We start from the raw sequence: 18,701 nt of genomic DNA on the forward strand, positions 1-18,701 counted from the left end.
GGCCGCGGAATGCGCGGCATTTTTCCCGATAAAAGCTAAAATAAAATCACAGTTTCGTTACCAGTCATAACTATAAGTTATAGGAACATAACTAAAAATTATAGTTAAATTAAAAGTGTGTACGCAGGTGCACGGTGGCATCTGCTAAAATAGTACAATAGAAATTAAAAAAAGAATAGAAGAAGCATTTCAGCTTTTGGCTGGAGTGCTTTTTTGCTGTACATTTAAGTTTGGCTGCTTACAAGGCAGTAAAGCGGTAAAGGCTGAAATGAGAAAGGAGAGAGTTGCATGAATAAATTAAGCGTAGTAGTAGAAAAGGTGAACGAGGTATTAGTAACTACAAGTAATAGAGTGGCAAAAGAATTAGGGGTAGAACATAGACATTTACTTGATAAGATTGATGATTATTTAAGTAAATTTCAATCTGCCGAAGTTTCGGCAGGTTTCTATATCCCTAGCGAGTACAAGGATACAAGAAATAGAGCATATAGGAATTATCTTATAACTGAAAAAGGAATATCCCAGCTTATAGGTGGCTACAGTGCGGCAGTTCCTAAAGCTTTTGAATTGAATGTAGCCTAAAAGGGAGGATTTGAAGATGGATGAATTAATTAAAATTGAAGTAAACGAAAATCAAGAACCAGTTATCAGTGGCAGGGCATTGCATGAATTTTTAGAGGTAAAAACTTCTTACAAAGACTGGTTTCCGAGAATGGTTGAGTATGGCTTTACCGAAGGTACAGACTTTTGCTCAATTTTGAGCGAAAGTACAGGAGGCAGACCTGCAACAGACCACGCTATAAAACTTGATATGGCAAAAGAACTTGCAATGATACAGCGTACCGAAAAGGGTAAACAGGCTAGACAGTATTTTATACAGATTGAAAAGGATTATAACAGCCCTGAAAAGATAATGGCGAGAGCATTACAGATTGCTGAAAAAGAACTTTCAACCTTAAGACTTGAATGTAAAGTCCAGTCACAGCAGATTGCAGAGCTAAAGCCAAAGGTAAGCTACTATGATTTGGTTCTCCAATGTAAAGACCTTTTAAGTATGACGGAAATAGCCAAGGACTACGGAATGAGTGCAAAGAGTATGAACTCAAAGCTTCATGAACTGGGTGTGCAGTACAAGCAAAGCGGTATATGGTTCTTATATGCCAAGTATCAGGATAAGGGATACACACAGACCAAGACACAGTATTATATCAAGGCTGATGGCACACAGGGAGTAACAACACATACATACTGGAGTCAGAAGGGTAGACTCTTCCTTTATGACTTGTTAAAGGATAATGGAATATTGCCAATGATTGAAAGAGAGCAGAAAACAGCAAGAATAAACTAAGGCGCTTTGCAAGAATGCATGGTGTCTTTTTGCGTGATATAGGAGGAACAGGCTTTGGAAGGCAGGGTATTAAAGGAAGTTATACACTGTACCGGCGCACAGGTATCCAGACTATTTGGGCTTACGCTAAGAAGAATACAGCAGCTTAATGAAGACGGCATCATAGAAACTGAAAAGGCAAAAGGCGGGAAGAGGTACAATCTTGAAGACACGGTTAAAAGATATGTCAGCCATCTCTCAAATAAGGCACATGGGAAAGCAGGGTCTAAAAATGAAGAAGAGCTGAAAGCCCAAAAGCTTAAAGCTGAGATAAGGCTGAAAGAGTCACAAGGGGAACTGCATGCGTTAAAGACGGATATAGTAACAGGTAAGTACATACCTGTTGAGACGGTGAAGTCGGATTATGAAAGGTTTTTTATTACTTTTAAGAATTTTGTAATGGGGATACCGGCTAAAGTTACAGTCGAGATAAGCGGTACGGTAGAACCGGCAGAGGCCAGGAGGATAGAGAAAAAGCTATTAGAAGAGATGGCTGAAATACTTAGGGAGATAGTGATAAATGCAGAAAAAGAAAGCAGTAAAGGAAAAGGTGACAGATGACAAACAGATAAAGCCGAGCAAAAAAGCAACTTCCAACAATAAACAGAAAAGCAGGAAACGGACTACTGCAATAAAAAAAACAAATAAAGATAAAGCGCCTCAAATATGGACAGCTGATTATCAGTTGGAAGCATTGAGGCTGCTGATTCCACCTGAAACACTTACAGTGTCTGAATGGGCAGAAAAATACAGAATATTGGATTCTAAGTCATCGGCAATGCCGGGACGGTGGAACAATGAAGTTACACCATACCTTGTAGGAATAATGAATGAGTTTAACAATTGTGAAACTGAAAAGATTGTATTCGTTAAGCCAACACAGGTCGGTGGCACTGAAGCATTACAAAATATGGTTGGATATATTGTGATGCAGGAGCCTTCACCAACAATGGTAGTATATCCAACCGAGGTGTTAGCTAAGTCGGTATCGGAGAACAGACTACAGGTTATGTTTAAGACTTCTCCTGAGCTAAAAAAGAGGTTTGATGAAAACTCACAGCTCCTAGAACTTCAATTTGATGGAATGTACCTTACTTTGACAGGTTCAAACTCGCCTTCGGGAGTTTCATCTAAGCCGATAAAATATCTGATGCTAGATGAGGTGGATAAGTACCCCGGAGCATCAAGTAAAGAAGCAGACCCTATTGAACTTGCAATAGAACGAACAAAAACATTCCATAACTGCAAGATATTTATAACAAGCACTCCTACACTTAAGACGGGGCATATATGGCAGGAAAAAGAAAAAGCAGATATTGAAAAACACTTTTTTGTGCCTTGTCCTTATTGCGGTGAATATATTGAGTTTAAATTTCAGAATATAAAGTTTCCTGATAATGAAGGAATGAGTTATGCAGACAGGGCAGAGCTTGCCCACTATGTATGCCAGGAGTGTGGCTGTATCATTAGTGATAAAGATAAGCACTATATGATAAAAAAGGGTGAATGGCGGACTGTAAGGCATAACACCAAGTATGTTAGGAGTGTAGCTTTTTGGATGAATACATTATACAGCCCGTTTGTAAGATGGTCAGCTATTGCAAAAAAGTTTTTGATGTCTAAAGATGACCCTGAAAAATTCCAAAATTTTGTAAATTCGTGGCTTGCAGAACCTTGGGAAGATACAAAGCTTAAGACCAGTGCTGAACTTGTGATGGAAAGGCAAACCGAACTTGAAGAGTTTATTGTGCCTGAATGGGCTAAGCTTATAACTGCCGGTGTTGACGTCCAGGAAAGTTCGCTTTACTGGACTATAAGGGCTTGGGGGGATTTCATAACAAGCCAGAACATAGCACATGGACAGGCTCTGTCATTTGGTGAAGTGGATAAGATTATGAATAATGTATACAGGAATGAAAAGGGAGAGGGTTTTTTAGTCAACCTCTGTCTTGTGGATTCGGGTGACCAGACGGATGACGTATATGATTTCTGTGTGAACCACCCGGACTATACTCTGCCTGTAAAAGGTTCAAGCCATGCCCAGCTGGGGCAGTATAAGATAAGCCGGATAAACAGGGCAGGGAGCCGTGTGGATGGAATGCAGTTAATTCTTGTTGACGGCAATAAATACAAGGATATGATAGCCGGCAGAATGAGGAGGCCAAACGGTAAAGGGAGCTGGATGGTGTATAATGGGTGTGATATGGAATATGCCGCTCAGGTAACAAGCGAACATAAGGTTAATGTTAAGGATAAATTGGTATGGCAGCCTAAGCACACACATGCAGACAACCATTATTTAGACTGCGAAGTATACGCATTAGCGGCAGCAGACATGCTGGGGGTAAGGACTCTAAACCTTCAGAACGAAGAAGAGGAAGAACCTAAAGAAGCTGAAGCAGTAAGAAGGTCAGCAGAACCGGAGGAAGAACAATGGATAAAGCAGAATGATAACTGGATATGATTATTTTAAAAGTGTGTACGCAGGTGTACGGTGATATATGCTAAAATAGTATTGTGAAATTTTAAAAGTGTGTACGCAGGTGTACGGTCATATATGCTAAAATAGTACCATAGAAATTGAATAGTTGGGAGATGAAGCGGTTCAGTGTTTGGCTGGGGCGCTGTTTTTATACCCAAATGGAGGGATGATGGAAATAAACAATATAGAAAATAATGTAAATTCCAGTGCAGGAGAAACCAATCCAAGGCTTAGCGCGGAGGAAATGCTAAAGAATGTTGATAGTGCCATTATTGCTGTGGCATCAGGCGGCCAGTCATACAAAATTGGTTCAAGGGAACTTACAAGGGCTAATCTTAAAGACCTCTACAATATAAAAAATGACTTAGCTGCACAGCTAAACAGCGGTAATAGTCCGCACTTGCTTGATAACTGCAGTGTGGCAGTATTCTCAGGGAGGTAACAAATGGGGATAATAGATAACTTTATAGGATTTATCTCTCCTGGCTGGGCGGTAAAGCGTGAAGTTTGGAGGCAGAGCCTTCATGAATTAAGGAACTATGATGCCGGGGGTTATGGTTATAACAATAATAATTGGCGGGCATCTAACAGATCAGCTGAACAGACTGATACTTATGACAGGGACATTATAAGGGCAAGGGCTAGAGACCTCGAAAGAAACAGTGATTTAATGAATGCTGTTATAAGTGCGTATAAGAGGAATGTTGTAGGTGCAGGGTATTCAATGCAGGCAAAAACAAGAGACAGCGAGTTGAATAAAGAGATTGAAAAACTTTGGAATAAATGGGGCAAAAAGAGAAACTGTGATGTGACAGGAACACAAAGCCTGAATCAGATGATAAGAATGGCCGTTGCAAGGAAAAAAGTTGACGGGGGGATTCTTTTTGTTAAGAGGTATACTGACCAAGGCACAATTCCATTCCAGCTGCAGATGATTGAAGTTGATGAATTGTGTAACGATGCGTTAACTCCAAATGTAAAAGGCAACCGGATTGTAGGCGGCATAGAGTATAACGCATTCAACCGCCCTGTGGGATACCACATTAAACAATACGATATCAGCGGATTAGGTGAAGAAAAGCCAATATACATAAAGGCTGATGACGTGATTTTCTATTTCAGCAAAAAAAGGCCGTCACAGATTAGGGAAATGAGCGATATGACCTTTACCATTCCAAGAATAAGGGATGTGAACGAGTTTATGCATGCGGTATCGGTGAAAGAAAGGATAGCGGCCTGCCTTTCGGTTTTTATTAAAAAAGCCACACCAAGGGATGGGTTTGGACGGGGGATGGTAAAACAGGCTGCCAACGAGTATGAAGGAAAAACAATTTCTCCTGGAATGATCAAAGAACTAAATGCAGGGGATGAAATTCAGGTAGTTAATCCTGCGGGACAGGGTTCGGATGCAACCAGTTATACCAAATTACAGCAGAGGCTTATAGGGTCAGGACAGGGAATCAGCTATGAATCCATAAGCAGGGATATGGCAGAAGCGACATATTCATCTGCAAGACAGGGAATCATAGAGGATGAACTTACATATAGCGAGGAAAAAGAACTTCTGTGTGAACTTCTTGATGAGATTTATGAAACCTTTGTCATATCCGCAGTTCTATGCGGAAAACTAGATATAAAGGATTTTTGGGACAACAAAGACTTGTATCTTGCACACGAATGGATTCAGGAGCCAAAACCTTGGATAGACCCTAAAAAAGAGTCTGAGGCTAATATGATAGCAATTAAGACAGGGCAGAAAACATTTAAGCAGATATCGGCAGAAAATGGACGGGACTGGCAAGACCAGATAGACGATATGGCTGAGGTTATTGCATATGGAAAAGAAAAAGGCGTGGATATGTCAGCAGTATTATATGGTGATGTTGTAGTAACTGAGGAAACGGAGGAAGAAAGTGGAAAGTAAAACAGGGAATTTAACAAGAGGATGCTTAGGAGCTGAAATAAGGCAGATGGAAGGAGAAGGGAACGAGAGGAAATTCATGCTTTCCTTCTCGTCAGAAGAGCCTTATGAAAGATGGTTTGGGATGGAGGTTTTGTCTCACGATGATGAGGCAGTAGACCTCACAAGGCTTAATTCAATTGGAGTGCTTCTTTACAACCACAACAGGGATAAGGTAATAGGCAAGGTCACAAAGGCTTGGGTTGAGAACAATAGAGGCATGGCAGAGGTTGAATTTGATACCGATGAAGAATCACAGACTATATTAGACAAGGTATCTGGGGGAAGCCTCAAGGGCGTATCTGTAGGATATCAGGTTAAGCAGTGGGAGGAAGTGAAGGCAAATAAGAAATCTGAGGATGGAAGATTTACAGGACCTTGCGATATAGCGACAAGGTGGATGCCTTATGAGATATCTATAGTCAGCATTCCGGCTGATTCAACCGTAGGCGTGGGCAGGGATATGTCAGAGGCCAAAGGTAAAAAGGAAGTGGGCATTTCTTATTTCAATGAGAAACAGCTTCAGATAAATAACAACTTTATAACAGGAGGTAACAAGTAATGAAATTAGCAGAACTAATTGCAAGGCAGCAGGCTCTTATTGACGGTGCAAAGGCAGCTTCAAGAGAGCTTACGGCGGAAGAGCAGAAAGAGTTTGACGATTTGCAGAGACAGATTGACGAACTCAAGGCAAAGCCTCAGCCACATATTAGCGAAGCCGAAAAGCAGGCGGAGAGGCAGGAAGAAAGACAGAGATGTACAGATATTTCTACACTTTGCAGGGAGTTCCGTGTTTCTGCGGAAAATGAAAAAAACTTTATTGAAAAAGGAAAAAGCATTGATGAGGTGAGGGCTTTTATTCTTGATGAAGTTAAAAAGAATGGGAATCCAATTTCTACAAGAGCAGCAGTTACCAAGGATGAAGGAGATAAGTTCAGAGATGCCGCGGCAGATGCGCTCTTAATGAGAGCAGGTATTGAACTAGAAAAGCCTGCAGATGGAGCAAGCGAGTTAAGGCATATGTCTCTTAGGGATTTAGCTATTGAATGTATGAAAGATTCAGAAAGCGGCAATCTTTCAAGAATGTCTTCTGATGAACTTTTTAATATCGCGCAGAGACAGTTTTTTAATCCTGCTTCGGCATTCCCATCAATGCTTGATAATGCAATCAATAAGGCATATGTAGAGGGACATAAGAAGGTTGCGGTTACATTTGACAGAATCACAAAGAAGGGAACACTTAAGGATTTTAAGATTGCCAACAACAATTATCTTGCAGGCCCTGTAGGGGAATTTAAGAGAGTACCTGAAAATGGAGAACTTAAGCATGATTCTTATAAGGATGTTAAACTTCCTACAAGAAAGCTTGAAACTTACGGCAGACAGTTCACGCTTACCAGACAGGCTTTTATCAATGATGATATAGACCTCATTACAAAGATGCCAGCAAGGTATGCGGCATCCGCAAGAAAGACAATCAATACACAGGTTTATGAAATCCTTGTGAATAACCCAGCCATTTATGATGGTACAGTGCTGTTCAGCAAGGCACATGGCAACCTCGTTACTACGGGAACAGGCATAACCAAGGAATCAATGCAGGCGATGATACTTGCATTACAGGCACAGAAAAATGAATTTGGCGAGGCAATTATAATAAGGCCTGCAAAGATTGTTGTACCTGTAGGTATGTCATTTGAAATTTATACATTATTTAACAGCCCGACTATCAACACTACAGGAAATACTCAGGCTGCAAACCCGCTGTATAGATATGCTAACCAGATTGAGATTATAGAAGACCCTGCTATCAATATGATTGCAGGTGGATTCGGCAAGGCCATGCCTTGGTTTCTGTTTGGCGCAAATGATGATACTGACTTTATTCAGGTTGATTATCTTAACGGACAGGAAGTCCCAACCATCAGAAGGTCAGAGGTTCCGGGTACACTTGGCTTCATTTGGGATATTTATCTTGACTGGGGTATCAGTGTTATGGACTTTAGAGGTGCGATTAAGAATCCGGGCGTGGTTATCAACAATCCGCTTGAAGCATAAAGGAGGCAGGGAATGAAAGCAGAATATTGGCAGAGGGGAGAAACCCTTGATTATGTAAATGAAGGCACAAAGATCATTGAAGCAGGAGAGATTATAGATTTCAAAACCAGAATAGGAATTGCGGCATATTCAATTAATCCAAAGGAAAAGGGAACGGTTCACATGGTTGGTGTTTATAGCATCAAAAAGAAAGACCAGACAGAAATTAAAATGGGAACACCTGTATACTTGGCAGAAGACGGGATTACTGCTACCGCAGGAAGCAGCACACCGGCTGGCTATGCCGCTGAAACATCTCCTGTAAAAGCGGCGGACATCCTTATAAAGCTTTTAGGATAAGGAGGGCATATGGCAACAGTTGGAAGAAAGAACCTTAAGGAACAGGCAGTAGGGCCTGTTCCTGTAGAAGCAGATGATATAAAAGAAACTGTTGAAACAGGAGAAAAAGAAACTGTTGAAACAGAAGAAAAAGAAACTGTTGAAACAGAAGAAAAAGAAACTGTTGAAGAAGTGAAGCCAAAAGAGGATGGAGAAAAGAAAAAAATTAAAGTTCTTAGGGCTATAACATATATCCTTTACAACGGCAGAATGTATGGGCCGCAAGAAGAACTGCCTGTTGACGATGCTGAAATGATAGAAGCTTGGACAGATGCAGGGACAGCAGTCTGGGATTAAGGAAACGGACATGACATTTAAGGAACAAATAGCAGCAGACACCAAAAATGTATTCATGAATGAGCTTGAATTTTCGGAAGAACATATTATAGATGGGAAAGAAATGCTGTGCATAGTGGATAATAACGAACTTATGGCTCGCAGGGTAAAGTATAAATACAGGTCAAAGTTTTATGTAGATAAGGTAGGGATAAAAGACATCCTGATATATGTCAGGGCTGAAGACTTTGGAGTTTTGCCTGCCATTGGGCGCACACTGATGTTTGATGGGAAACCGTATGTAATATGTGATGCTGTGAATGAATGCGGAATATACAGTATTAATTTGGAGATGAACAAGGCATGATTTATATAGAAGTTGATACAGAGGAATTAAAACATGCATTAAGGGGATTGGATATCCCAAAAGGTAAGCTGAACAGCATATTAAAAACCGCTGTTAACAGTACGGCAAGGCAGGTAAAAAGCTGGCTACCGGAAGAAGTGGGAAACAGATACCACATTAAAAGGATGGGGCATGTAAAAAAAGGGCTTACTATGAAAGGAGCAAAAGTAAGCAAGCCCGTAGCACATATAATATCAAGCGGACATGCCAATGACTTATATGACTTTAATGTGACATCAAGAAGATACAACCCAAGCAATAGACCGCCTGATGGTCATAAAGCAAATGTACTTAGGGCTAATCCCCCTGTGGCGCTTATGCTTAAACCGAATGCACCCAGAGACAAGTACAAAGCATTCGTAGTGAAGTATAAAAGCACCCATATCGCAATTGCGCAGAGAATACCCGGCAAGATGATGAAAAAGAATAAAAAGAAAGAGGCGATAAAAAATCTTTATTCTATTTCAACTCCTGCAATGGTAGGGTATGAAAAAGGAGTGATGGCTAAGGTATCGCCAAAAACCGAGGAATTATTAGCATATGAGGTTGCCAAGGAAATAGCGAGGTACTTGAAATTATGAACCCATTGATATTACAGGAAGAGCTTATAGAAGAACTTAAGAGTATGTTTGCTGGCTTAAGATTTAATAATCCAATAGGTAAAAGCGTAGGAATAAATATTTTTGCGCAAAATACCCCGTTGCCTCAAAGTGATGAAGAGACTGAACCTATACCATATATTATAGTCCACTTAAATGACGGCGAACAAAAGGTAAGGGGGGACAGCTTTAACATAGTGGGTGTAACACTGATAATAGGCTTGTTCAATTCAGACAATGCAAATCAGGGGCACAAAGAAGTAATGAATATTATTTATGAAATACAGGACAGGTTCTCAAAGAAGCCTGCACTTAAAAAGACTTCTTTTGCAGGAGATTTTAAGTGGGGGCTGATGGACACTGAAACATATCCATATTATTGGGGAACCTGTGAGATGGACTTTTATATTCCATCAATAAGAAGGGAGGATGAATTAAGTTGAGTAAAAAAGATGAAAGTACAATTCCTAGTGTTCCTGCGAATGAGAATACAGAAAAGCAGGAAGCAAAAAAGGATGCCGCAAAAGAAAATGTGATCTATTTAGGTCCGGACATTCCCAATGTAGCAGCAGGTTCTACAGTATTTGAAGGTGGAGTCCTGCCGGAAGCAGTAATTGAAAAGATTGAGGCACTGCATATTCTTTCAAGTCTTTTTGTGCCTGTGAGCGGAATGGTTGAAAAGGTAAAAGAATTAAATAAAGCCGGAAGCTCTGCTAATACAATATATGCAAGAGTGAAAGCTGAAATAAAAAAGGAGGATTAATATGGAGTACAAACATGGCGTTGGCACGAGAGAAGTAAGCACAAAGCTGCCCCTTCCGGTTGAAAACCTTGGAGGAGTGGCAATTGTATTTGGAACTGCTCCGGTCAACTTGACTAATGCACCTAAAGAAGCTGTAAACAAGCCTTTTTTGTGCAGGACGTTTGATGAAGCAAAAGATGCATTGGGGTATTCAGATGATTACGAAAACTATAGTCTTTGTCAGGCTATGGATGCCTTTTTCAAGGTTGCAAGAACCGCACCTGTGGTATTGGTTAACGTTCTCAATCCGGAAACCCATACATCTGCTTATAGTGAAACTCTTACCATAAAGGATAAGCAGGCTGTATCTACCAAGAAGGGAATACTTCTTGAAGGTCTAAGAGTTGGCAATCTTACAAGCGACAAGTATCTTCTTTCATTTAATGATGAAGGGTATCTTGTAGTAACTATTACGGGAGATGTGAGTGACACCACTCTTGCAATGACCGGTAAAGTGATAGATGCAAGCAAGGTTACCGCTAAAGATGTAATAGGCAGTCATAATGTGGCTACAGGTAAAGATACAGGATTTGAACTTATAAAAGAGGTATTTACAAGATTTGGAGTTATTCCGGGGCTGTTGCTTGCGCCGGGTTACTCACAGATTCCGGAAGTAGGTGTTGCCCTTAATGAAAAGTGTAAAAACATTAGTGGTGCGTTCAGCTGTGAATGTGTTGTAGACATTGATACAAAGAAGGCTGTAAAAACTGCTGATGTTAAGAAGGTAAAGAATGACAGCGGGTTCAGCGGAAGCCGTACAATATGCCTGTATCCGATGGTTAAGGTAAGAGGTAAAAAGATGTATGCATCTGCATATTATGCAGCAATGGCTTGTAAAACTGATAGTGAGAATGGATTTATTCCTAATGTCACACCATCTAATAAGCCTGCTGAGATTGAAGCCTTAGTTCTTTCGGATGGAACAGAAGTGTATTTTGATATGACAGAAGCTAACTCACTTAATGCTATAGGTGTAGTTACAGCCCTTAACTTTAAAGGATTCAGGTTCTGGGGCAACAACACGGCGGCTTATCCTGATACTAAAGACCCTAAAGAACGCTGGATAGGAACAAGAAGGTTTTTCTCTTGGTGGAGCAACACTTTTGTCGTTGATTACTTTGATAAAGTTGACAGCCTTATGAATATAAAACTGATTGAGTATATCGTTGATACAGCCAATATCAAAGGGAATTCACTTGTTGCCCAGGAAAAATGCGCCGGCATAAGGGTAGAGTATAAAGAGGGAGATAATTCAAGTGAAAAACTGCTTGACGGCAAGATAACTTTCAGGCATTACCTCGCTCCATATACACCAGCAGAATATATCGAGAATGTACTGGAATATGATGTAAATATGCTTCTCGCCGCAATAGGAGGTAAAAAATAATGGCAAATTCAAATTTAATACCAGAGGTTATAAACAATTGGAATGCGTATAACAAGGGAAATAAGCTTATCGGTGTTACCGGTTCGGTAACATTGCCAAATCTTGATGCAATTACTGAATCAATAACAGGAGCAGGCGTGCTTGGAAGTTATGAAACAGGTATTATAGGACATTATGGCTCTATAGAACAGGAAGTGCCCTTTAGAATGCTTGAAGAGGATATATTCTCCCTTATGGATCCAACGCAGGGTGTTGACCTTACATTTAGGGCTTCTGCCCAGTACACTGACAAGGAAACGGGAGCTATTGACTACAAAGGTATGAGAATAGTTGAAACTGGAAGATTCAAGAGCTTTTCAGCAGGAAAGCTTGAAGCAGGAAAGGCAATGGAGGGAACGCTTAAGCTTGAGATTCTTAGTTTTATGGTAGAGCTTAATGGAAAGATACTTGTCCAGCTTGATAAGTTGAATGATATGTTCATTGTTAATGGCAAAGACATGCTTGAGAAAGTGAGGAAATTTAGCTAATGGAAAATAAGGAAAAAGGAATTGAGGAAACAAAGGAAGCAATGCTTGAAGCGGATAACAGCCTTTTACTCAGGCTTTCCAAACCATATACATTTGAAGGCAAGAGTTATGAAAGCGTGGATCTTTCAAGACTAAATGAGCTAACTATTACAGACATGGTATCTGTGGAAAGAAAGGTAAGAGGCACATCCTTAAGTGGTGGTTCTAATCTTTTAATCGAGATGACGCTTATCTATGCCTGCCATCTTGCGGCTACGGCTGCAAATCTTCCTGTTGAGTTTTTCTTAGGACTTCCGATAGTGGATAGTATGACACTAAAGGGGATTGTAACGGGTTTTTTATTTTAGTTGGGATAAGCCCTAGTGACTTATCCAAATTAAAGAAGGTAGTTATACAGTTAGCTATGACACTCAAGACAGGGATAGATTATTTCTATTCCCTGTCTATTTTTGAATTATTTGATTTGATGGAGGAGGTGGCAGAAGTTGTCAGCGAAAGGAAAAGAACAAAGATTTGACATAGCAATAGGCGGTAAAGTTGACAAATCGCTTGACAGGGCGATGCAGGCCTCCGGGGATAAATTAAAAGCGTTCAGAAAGCAGGTAAGAAGGCTTGACTATGACTTTAACACACTGGACAAAGGATTTAATAAGATAGCGGGCTTAAGCGGTAAGGCATTCAGGCTTGCAGAACGAGGGGCGCTTGCGGCAGCAGGGGCAGTGCAGGGCATTGGAGTTGCAAGCACCATGGCAGGATCTAAGTTTGAGAGCGCATTTGCCGGGGTAAAAAAGACAGTAGACGGCACGAAGAAAGAGTATCAGGGGCTTAAAAAGGAAATATTATCCCTTACCCGCATTATCCCTTCAAGCGGGGATGAGCTGTCAGGAATTATGGAAATAGCAGGACAGCTTAGCATAAAAAAGAGTGCCCTTCCTGATTTCACTAAAACAATGGCAAACCTTGATGTATCTACCAACATGACCGCAGAAGAAGCAGCTACTTCATTCGCAAGATTTGCCAATATAACAAATATGACTGATTATGATGAAAAAGGCATAAGTAATTATGAGAAGTTAGGATCTGTTGTTGTAGATTTGGGTAATAAATTTGCAACAAGTGAACAGGAAATAGTGGAGATGGGAGCCAATATTTCAGCAGCAGGAAAGCAAATAGAACTTTCAGCACCTGAAATAATGGCTCTTGGTACTGCGCTTAGTTCTGTAGGCATACAGGCTGAAAAAGGCGGTACTGCAATGACTAAGTTATTTAGGAAGATGCAGACTTCTGTTGAACTAAAAGATAAATATCTTGAAGGATATGCCAGTATATCAGGCATGAGTACAGATGAGTTTAGAGATGCTTTTAAAAGTGATGCATTATTGGCGACATCTAAATTCATATCAGGGCTTAATGACACTAAAAGAAACGGCAAATCAGCAACTGCACTGCTTACCGAAATGAAGCTGTCTGATTCAAGATTATTCGATACAATAACAAGGCTTGCCAATTCAAGCGGTAATATGGAGAAAGCGATACAAACCGCGAACAAAGCATGGGAGGAAGATACAGCCCTTACAACAGAGGCTAATAAGAGGTATGAAACTTTTGAAAGCCAGATTGGGCTTACCAAAAATGCATTTGATGAAATGGGCATTGCAATATATGATAACCTTACGAGGACACCAGCCCTTGGAGTAATCACAAAACTAAGGCTTGCAATAAACGATTTTACTGATAATGGACTTTATGAATGGCTTGATAAGATTAATTATAAACTGCCTACATTTAAGAGGCAGATTGAGAGTCTGGGAGAAAAAGGACCACTTATTGCAAGGCTGGGTATTGGACTTGGCGAAAAGCTCCTTGATACAGGCAAATGGGTAGTAAATAATGGTGATTATGTGCTATCTGTATTTGAAGGCATTGGAGCTGCAATGCTTTCGTACAAAGTGGCTTCAAGTTCAGTGCATTTTATAAATGCTCTTATGAGTTTAGGCTCGCTAAGCCCTGCGGCACTTGCGATAACAGGAATAGCTACTTCCATAGGAGGTATTGTTACACTTTTAGAAAGAGTCAGAGCATTTGAGAGAAGGCAAACAAATGAGGCAATAGCAAAGTCTTTTGGTAAAATAGCACTATCTATGGAAGATATAGAAAAGGCTGCAAAAAATATTGTAGGTAAGAAGCATTTTGAAAAACTTACAAAGGGAGCAGAAGCATTTAAAAAAGCCGAAGATATGGCGAGAGGCTTGCGCAATTCATTAGAGGATTTAGATCGGAGAAATTGGCTTGCTAAGGTTGGAGTTAAGTTCAGCGAGGAAGAAGGAGAAGACTATAAGAACGCTATAGCTGACTATGTTAAGAAGGCGCAGGATTATGTGCTTCAAGAAAGGTATTCATTATCATTAAGCCTTAAACTCACGCAGGGCGAAAACAGCAGCGTTACCAGAAAAGTGGATAATTTTTATAACAGCACTTATCTTGAGATGGAAAAGCTGGGGAAAGAATTATCTGATACTGTAAATAAAGCCTTTTCAGATAATATTCTTGATGAAAAAGAAATAAAGAAAATTGCAAGGCTTGAACAGAAATTTGCGAGATTACAAGCTGAACTTGCTACAAGTAACTTTGATGCAGGGCTGATTAAATTAGGCAAGAAGTTTGATGGAACCAAGCTTGACTCTGAGACATTTAAGAACTTACAGGCTGAACTTGCCACACAGGCAGAAGATGCTGAAAATAAATATCTTGAAGCGTATAGTAAGAATAGAGCAGGAATTAAGGCTGCATTTGATAAGGGAGGGATGTCTAAAGGACTCTATGAGAAGGGTATACAAAAAGAGGATGAGGCTTACCTTAAAAATGTAACTGAAATATATGAAAAGATTGCAAAGTTTCAGATAGAAGCTATTGAAAAAGCGAAAAAAGCGGGGCTTGACAATGCCTATAATTCTGCAATAGAAAGCAGGGCAAATCCAGATAGTTGGACATTAACGCCTGATTCAGTACTTGAAAATATGTGGGGAGAAGTCTCTGCTAAGTATAGTGCTAGTCTGCCAGGTATTAGCGAGCTTGTTGATAATATGAAGGGCACCACGGATAAGCTTGAGGAAATCAAAGGCAAATATAAGGAACTTGGCAAGGAAATCCCTACGGCTATAACTGAAATGATGGATAGAATATCAAGTGCGGGGACTATAGAAAACGGGGAATTCCCTATAAGCTATAATTCGTTTGAAATGGAAATAGGAAAACGTATAGCGAATAGTACGTATGCTGATACATACAAAGACATACTTAAAAATGTTGAGAGCAAGCTGCCTAAAGACTATAACCTTGTGCCTAAAAGGTTTTTTGACGATGCTGAACAGAAGTATAAGACATCAGGTGAAGAGGCATTAAAAAGAGCCAACCAAGGGTTTTCAGCATTTACTGAAACATACTTAAGAAACTGGTATAGTACGCATAATTTTAAGATTGATGCCAATGTAGCAATGAGGCTTACTCCTGAAATGCCAACATGGAGCGAAAAGCCAACGCTTAATATGCCGGGTGGTTCCAGCATAAAAGTATATCAGAATGCAGAAGGCGGTATATGGAATAGACCAATCCTTACAACTTTTGCTGAGAAAGGACCTGAGGCGGCTATACCGCTTGACAGAAGTAAACGTGCAATATCTTTATGGGAACAGGCAGGTGCATATCTTGGAATGAATCATAGGGTTGATGGTATAGATTTAAGTGGGGCAAGCGACACTACAAGGATAGAGTACAAGCCTACACTACAGTTCTATGGTGATGCACCAAGCAAGAAAGACCTTACTGAGGCTCTTAGTATATCACAGAGTGAGTTTAATAAATTGGCTGATAATTACAATAAGCTGAGAAGGAGGGTTGCATTTTAATCATGCGAGAATACATAACTAAGTCGGGAGATGCTTGGGACATTATAGCTAAAGAGGTGTATGGTGATGAAATGCACCTCTCTTTCTTAATGAAAAATAATGGGGATTTGTTAAATTATTTTATATTTCCATCGGGAATAGCTGTAAAAGTTTATGATCTGCCAGAAGAAACAGACGAGGAAGACGAAGATATTCCGGATTGGAGGGATTGATGGCATTATCAAGAAACATACGTTTGATATTTGTGAAAGAGGGTAAAAAGAGTAAAGAATCCACTGGAAGCAAAAATAAAGCTGCTACCACATCAAAAAGTAATGAACAGGTAATACATACGGTTGTATATGGGGATAATCTATGGAATCTGGCCAAGAAGTATTTAGGCACAGGGAATAAGTTCAAAGCTATCTATGATGCCAACAAGACCGCTATAGAGCAGCCAAGGAAGATGAAGGGATATAGTGTTCATTACAAAGGATATTGGATAACTCCCGGAATGAAGCTTGTTATACCTATAGAGAGTTCTTCACAAGCTGTTAAAAGTACCGGGAAAAAGAAAGTTAAGCCTGCAGGCAAAACAGAAAGTACCGATGATATAGTAAATTATATAACTGATTTCAGCTATACAGATGTAGCAGACGGAAAGTCAGACAGCATGTCACTTACATTATGCGATATAAAAAAAGAATGGTTAGGCAAAAAAAGACCGAAAAAAGGCAGCAGGTTTATTGCTAAGCTTGTATTGAATAATTTTGAAGAAAAAGCTAAAAAGAAAACCTTTGATTGTGGGAACTTTACTATTGATGATATTTCATTTTCAGGCAGACCGCTAACCTGTAATATGAATGGGGTTAACATACCGGTATCAAATGATTTTAAAACTTTGCAAAAGACCAAAGTCTGGCAGAAAACAAATATTAAAAATATAGCTTTGTCCATATCTAAGAGTGCTGGTGTAAGCCTTGTATATGATGCAGACACAGTGAATATAGACGAGATAGAGCAAAATAATCAGGAGGACAGTACATTCTTATATGAGATTTGCTCAAAGTATGGGCTTGCTATGAAGGTTTACAAGCAAAAGATTGTAATATTTGACATAGTCAGGTATGAAAAGAAAAAGGCAACGACTACAATCTCTGAAAAGGATATGCTCTCGTGGAATGCTAACACTACCATTGAGGGGACTTATACAGGAGTAAAGTTTAGTTATGCTAACCCTGTTAAGAATGTAAAGGGTACAAAGAAAAGTAAAGCAGGCAACAAAAAGAAGGAAGTAACCAAGGTTATGATTGGAAAAAAAGGCAGGCTGTTATATATAAACAATCAAACCTCTGGTAAGTATGATGCTGAACTTCAAGCTAAGGCAGCACTCAACACAGCAAACAGACAAGCAGAGACTATGAATATCACAATAATGGGTGGTAAGAAGCTTGTATCAACACAGTGCATAAAGATAAAGGGATTAAAGGGGCTTGATGGCAAGTATTTTATAGACGAAGTTAGACATAACTTAGGGAATGGTGGTTATGAAATGGAGCTAAGTCTGCACAAGGTTCAGAAACCTTTTTGAAAATGTGTACACCGGTGCACGGTGCTATCTGTTATAATGATATTATGAGAAGTTGCAGGATACAAAATATAAGGCTAAGGCAGTCATGTAGATGGCTGCCTTTTTGCATGGAGTCCACGAGATGATAAGAATAGGAACAGTAACCAATGTATACCCTGAGAAAGGGAAGGTAAAAGTATATTACGAAGATTCAGAAAGCTCATCGCTCCCGCTTCCAATGATGTCGATGAATAAAGAACATTCAATGCCTGAAGTGGGCGATACAGTAGTTACATTGCATTTAGCAAATGGCAGTAGTAAAGGATTTTGCTTAGGTACTTACTTTGATGATGATTACTCCGGTGGAGAAAAATACATAAAGGAATTTGACGACAAGGCTTATGTAGAATGTACAGAAGGTGAGTACTTACTAAAGTGTGAGGGAATAACTTTTGAATCTAAAGAGATTATCCTCAAGTGTGCAAAAGGTACTATAACACTGTCTGAGATTCTGAAAAAGCTATCCGACTATGATAAACGGATTAAAGTTCTTGAAGATAAGGCATAGGAGGTAAAGAATGGCAAAAATAGGCAACCTTGGGAAATTAATCACATTTGAAGTAAGCTCTAAAAAAGTCTTTACATTCAATGATATGTCAAGAAAGGCAAGCGGAAGATGGGCACAGCATGAAGTTATAAAGGGAAAGCCTAAATCTGAATTTTTAGGCGCAGGCCTTCAAGAGGTGTCCTTATCCATATTACTGTCTTCAACACTTGGGATAAAGCCTAGAAAAACCTTGGAGCGCATTGTAAAGGCTGTTGAAAAAGGGGAACATTTCACTTTTGTATTAGGCGGTAAGCCTGTAAGCAAAAGTAAGTGGATAATAACCGAGGTAAGTGAGACTTGGGATGTAATTCTATCAAAGGGAGAATTAGTCCAGGCAAAGGTTGAGTTGAACTTACAAGAGTATAGATAGGAGGCAGT

22 protein-coding genes are annotated in these 18,701 nt (G+C 39.8%); all 22 read left to right on the plus strand.

The features are described from left to right. The first annotated feature begins 288 nt into the window (after positions 1-288). The 22 genes from ACO6HM_RS09880 to ACO6HM_RS09985 all read left to right on the plus strand — a co-directional run bounded on the left by ACO6HM_RS09880 (position 289) and on the right by ACO6HM_RS09985 (position 18,693). Positions 289-582: a Rha family transcriptional regulator gene (locus tag ACO6HM_RS09880; RefSeq protein WP_485390878.1), complete on the plus strand. Its 294-nt coding sequence runs from the start codon at positions 289-291 to the stop codon at positions 580-582. A 16-nt stretch (positions 583-598) separates the two neighbouring features. Beyond that, on the plus strand, positions 599-1,348 hold the full coding sequence (locus ACO6HM_RS09885; RefSeq protein ID WP_485390879.1) for a phage antirepressor KilAC domain-containing protein: 750 nt from the start codon (positions 599-601) through the stop codon (positions 1,346-1,348). Positions 1,349-1,402: 54 nt separating this feature from the next. Further along, positions 1,403-1,948: a hypothetical protein gene (locus tag ACO6HM_RS09890; protein WP_485390880.1), complete on the plus strand. Its 546-nt coding sequence runs from the start codon at positions 1,403-1,405 to the stop codon at positions 1,946-1,948. Beyond that, positions 1,908-3,851: a phage terminase large subunit family protein gene (locus ACO6HM_RS09895; protein ID WP_485390881.1), complete on the plus strand. Its 1,944-nt coding sequence runs from the start codon at positions 1,908-1,910 to the stop codon at positions 3,849-3,851. The genes ACO6HM_RS09890 and ACO6HM_RS09895 overlap by 41 nt, the downstream gene beginning before the upstream one ends. Before the next feature lie 187 nt (positions 3,852-4,038). Next, a complete protein-coding gene (locus ACO6HM_RS09900; protein WP_485390882.1) occupies positions 4,039-4,311 on the plus strand; it encodes a peptidylprolyl isomerase in 273 nt (90 codons plus the stop codon). A gap of 3 nt (positions 4,312-4,314) precedes the next feature. After that, a complete protein-coding gene (locus tag ACO6HM_RS09905; protein ID WP_485390883.1) occupies positions 4,315-5,793 on the plus strand; it encodes a phage portal protein in 1,479 nt (492 codons plus the stop codon). After that, positions 5,783-6,391 (plus strand): HK97 family phage prohead protease, encoded by a 609-nt coding sequence (locus ACO6HM_RS09910; RefSeq protein ID WP_485390884.1) that lies wholly within the window; start codon positions 5,783-5,785, stop codon positions 6,389-6,391. The genes ACO6HM_RS09905 and ACO6HM_RS09910 overlap by 11 nt, the downstream gene beginning before the upstream one ends. Continuing rightward, positions 6,391-7,887, plus strand: coding sequence for a phage major capsid protein (locus ACO6HM_RS09915; RefSeq protein ID WP_485390885.1), 1,497 nt, complete (start codon positions 6,391-6,393; stop codon positions 7,885-7,887). The genes ACO6HM_RS09910 and ACO6HM_RS09915 overlap by 1 nt, the downstream gene beginning before the upstream one ends. Before the next feature lie 12 nt (positions 7,888-7,899). After that, complete coding sequence (locus ACO6HM_RS09920) at positions 7,900-8,226, plus strand: capsid cement protein (RefSeq protein WP_485390886.1); 327 nt, start codon at positions 7,900-7,902, stop codon at positions 8,224-8,226. Between the two features lie 9 nt (positions 8,227-8,235). Continuing rightward, positions 8,236-8,562: a hypothetical protein gene (locus ACO6HM_RS09925; protein WP_485390887.1), complete on the plus strand. Its 327-nt coding sequence runs from the start codon at positions 8,236-8,238 to the stop codon at positions 8,560-8,562. A gap of 10 nt (positions 8,563-8,572) precedes the next feature. Then, positions 8,573-8,908, plus strand: a complete 336-nt coding sequence (locus ACO6HM_RS09930) for a hypothetical protein (RefSeq protein ID WP_485390888.1) — start codon at positions 8,573-8,575, stop codon at positions 8,906-8,908. Beyond that, complete coding sequence (locus ACO6HM_RS09935) at positions 8,905-9,528, plus strand: hypothetical protein (RefSeq protein ID WP_485390889.1); 624 nt, start codon at positions 8,905-8,907, stop codon at positions 9,526-9,528. Before ACO6HM_RS09930 ends, ACO6HM_RS09935 begins: the two co-directional genes overlap by 4 nt. After that, entirely contained in the window at positions 9,525-9,989 is a 465-nt protein-coding gene (locus tag ACO6HM_RS09940) for a hypothetical protein (protein ID WP_485390890.1), read from the plus strand. Before ACO6HM_RS09935 ends, ACO6HM_RS09940 begins: the two co-directional genes overlap by 4 nt. After that, the gene (locus tag ACO6HM_RS09945; RefSeq protein WP_485390891.1) at positions 9,986-10,309 is read left to right on the plus strand and encodes a hypothetical protein; all 324 of its coding nucleotides are present in this window, start codon (positions 9,986-9,988) and stop codon (positions 10,307-10,309) included. The genes ACO6HM_RS09940 and ACO6HM_RS09945 overlap by 4 nt, the downstream gene beginning before the upstream one ends. Before the next feature lies 1 nt (position 10,310). After that, positions 10,311-11,735, plus strand: a complete 1,425-nt coding sequence (locus ACO6HM_RS09950; RefSeq protein WP_485390892.1) for a phage tail sheath family protein — start codon at positions 10,311-10,313, stop codon at positions 11,733-11,735. After that, on the plus strand, positions 11,735-12,262 hold the full coding sequence (locus ACO6HM_RS09955; protein WP_485390893.1) for a phage major tail tube protein: 528 nt from the start codon (positions 11,735-11,737) through the stop codon (positions 12,260-12,262). Before ACO6HM_RS09950 ends, ACO6HM_RS09955 begins: the two co-directional genes overlap by 1 nt. Next, complete coding sequence (locus tag ACO6HM_RS09960) at positions 12,262-12,609, plus strand: phage tail assembly protein (protein ID WP_485390894.1); 348 nt, start codon at positions 12,262-12,264, stop codon at positions 12,607-12,609. The genes ACO6HM_RS09955 and ACO6HM_RS09960 overlap by 1 nt, the downstream gene beginning before the upstream one ends. Before the next feature lie 138 nt (positions 12,610-12,747). Then, positions 12,748-16,167, plus strand: a complete 3,420-nt coding sequence (locus tag ACO6HM_RS09965) for a phage tail tape measure protein (protein WP_485390895.1) — start codon at positions 12,748-12,750, stop codon at positions 16,165-16,167. A 2-nt stretch (positions 16,168-16,169) separates the two neighbouring features. Continuing rightward, entirely contained in the window at positions 16,170-16,379 is a 210-nt protein-coding gene (locus ACO6HM_RS09970; protein WP_485390896.1) for a tail protein X, read from the plus strand. Next, the gene (locus tag ACO6HM_RS09975; RefSeq protein WP_485390897.1) at positions 16,379-17,737 is read left to right on the plus strand and encodes a LysM peptidoglycan-binding domain-containing protein; all 1,359 of its coding nucleotides are present in this window, start codon (positions 16,379-16,381) and stop codon (positions 17,735-17,737) included. The genes ACO6HM_RS09970 and ACO6HM_RS09975 overlap by 1 nt, the downstream gene beginning before the upstream one ends. Before the next feature lie 121 nt (positions 17,738-17,858). Continuing rightward, entirely contained in the window at positions 17,859-18,284 is a 426-nt protein-coding gene (locus ACO6HM_RS09980; RefSeq protein ID WP_485390898.1) for a hypothetical protein, read from the plus strand. Positions 18,285-18,294: 10 nt separating this feature from the next. Further along, positions 18,295-18,693: a phage tail protein gene (locus tag ACO6HM_RS09985; protein ID WP_485390899.1), complete on the plus strand. Its 399-nt coding sequence runs from the start codon at positions 18,295-18,297 to the stop codon at positions 18,691-18,693. The last annotated feature ends 8 nt before the right edge of the window (positions 18,694-18,701 follow it).

The organism is Catonella sp., from assembly GCF_057250765.1.

What these genes read in the sequence shown, in the direction of transcription:
- ACO6HM_RS09915 (WP_485390885.1), top strand. Translation starts at nt 6,391, where the DNA reads ATGAAATTAGCAGAACTAATTGCAAGGCAGCAGGCTCTTATTGACGGT.
- ACO6HM_RS09920 (WP_485390886.1), top strand. Translation starts at nt 7,900, where the DNA reads ATGAAAGCAGAATATTGGCAGAGGGGAGAAACCCTTGATTATGTAAAT.
- ACO6HM_RS09885 (WP_485390879.1), top strand. Translation starts at nt 599, where the DNA reads ATGGATGAATTAATTAAAATTGAAGTAAACGAAAATCAAGAACCAGTT.
- ACO6HM_RS09985 (WP_485390899.1), top strand. Translation starts at nt 18,295, where the DNA reads ATGGCAAAAATAGGCAACCTTGGGAAATTAATCACATTTGAAGTAAGC.
- ACO6HM_RS09955 (WP_485390893.1), top strand. Translation starts at nt 11,735, where the DNA reads ATGGCAAATTCAAATTTAATACCAGAGGTTATAAACAATTGGAATGCG.
- ACO6HM_RS09970 (WP_485390896.1), top strand. Translation starts at nt 16,170, where the DNA reads ATGCGAGAATACATAACTAAGTCGGGAGATGCTTGGGACATTATAGCT.
- ACO6HM_RS09900 (WP_485390882.1), top strand. Translation starts at nt 4,039, where the DNA reads ATGGAAATAAACAATATAGAAAATAATGTAAATTCCAGTGCAGGAGAA.
- ACO6HM_RS09895 (WP_485390881.1), top strand. Translation starts at nt 1,908, where the DNA reads ATGCAGAAAAAGAAAGCAGTAAAGGAAAAGGTGACAGATGACAAACAG.
- ACO6HM_RS09960 (WP_485390894.1), top strand. Translation starts at nt 12,262, where the DNA reads ATGGAAAATAAGGAAAAAGGAATTGAGGAAACAAAGGAAGCAATGCTT.
- ACO6HM_RS09940 (WP_485390890.1), top strand. Translation starts at nt 9,525, where the DNA reads ATGAACCCATTGATATTACAGGAAGAGCTTATAGAAGAACTTAAGAGT.
- ACO6HM_RS09980 (WP_485390898.1), top strand. Translation starts at nt 17,859, where the DNA reads ATGATAAGAATAGGAACAGTAACCAATGTATACCCTGAGAAAGGGAAG.
- ACO6HM_RS09905 (WP_485390883.1), top strand. Translation starts at nt 4,315, where the DNA reads ATGGGGATAATAGATAACTTTATAGGATTTATCTCTCCTGGCTGGGCG.
- ACO6HM_RS09950 (WP_485390892.1), top strand. Translation starts at nt 10,311, where the DNA reads ATGGAGTACAAACATGGCGTTGGCACGAGAGAAGTAAGCACAAAGCTG.
- ACO6HM_RS09880 (WP_485390878.1), top strand. Translation starts at nt 289, where the DNA reads ATGAATAAATTAAGCGTAGTAGTAGAAAAGGTGAACGAGGTATTAGTA.
- ACO6HM_RS09975 (WP_485390897.1), top strand. Translation starts at nt 16,379, where the DNA reads ATGGCATTATCAAGAAACATACGTTTGATATTTGTGAAAGAGGGTAAA.
- ACO6HM_RS09935 (WP_485390889.1), top strand. Translation starts at nt 8,905, where the DNA reads ATGATTTATATAGAAGTTGATACAGAGGAATTAAAACATGCATTAAGG.
- ACO6HM_RS09925 (WP_485390887.1), top strand. Translation starts at nt 8,236, where the DNA reads ATGGCAACAGTTGGAAGAAAGAACCTTAAGGAACAGGCAGTAGGGCCT.
- ACO6HM_RS09930 (WP_485390888.1), top strand. Translation starts at nt 8,573, where the DNA reads ATGACATTTAAGGAACAAATAGCAGCAGACACCAAAAATGTATTCATG.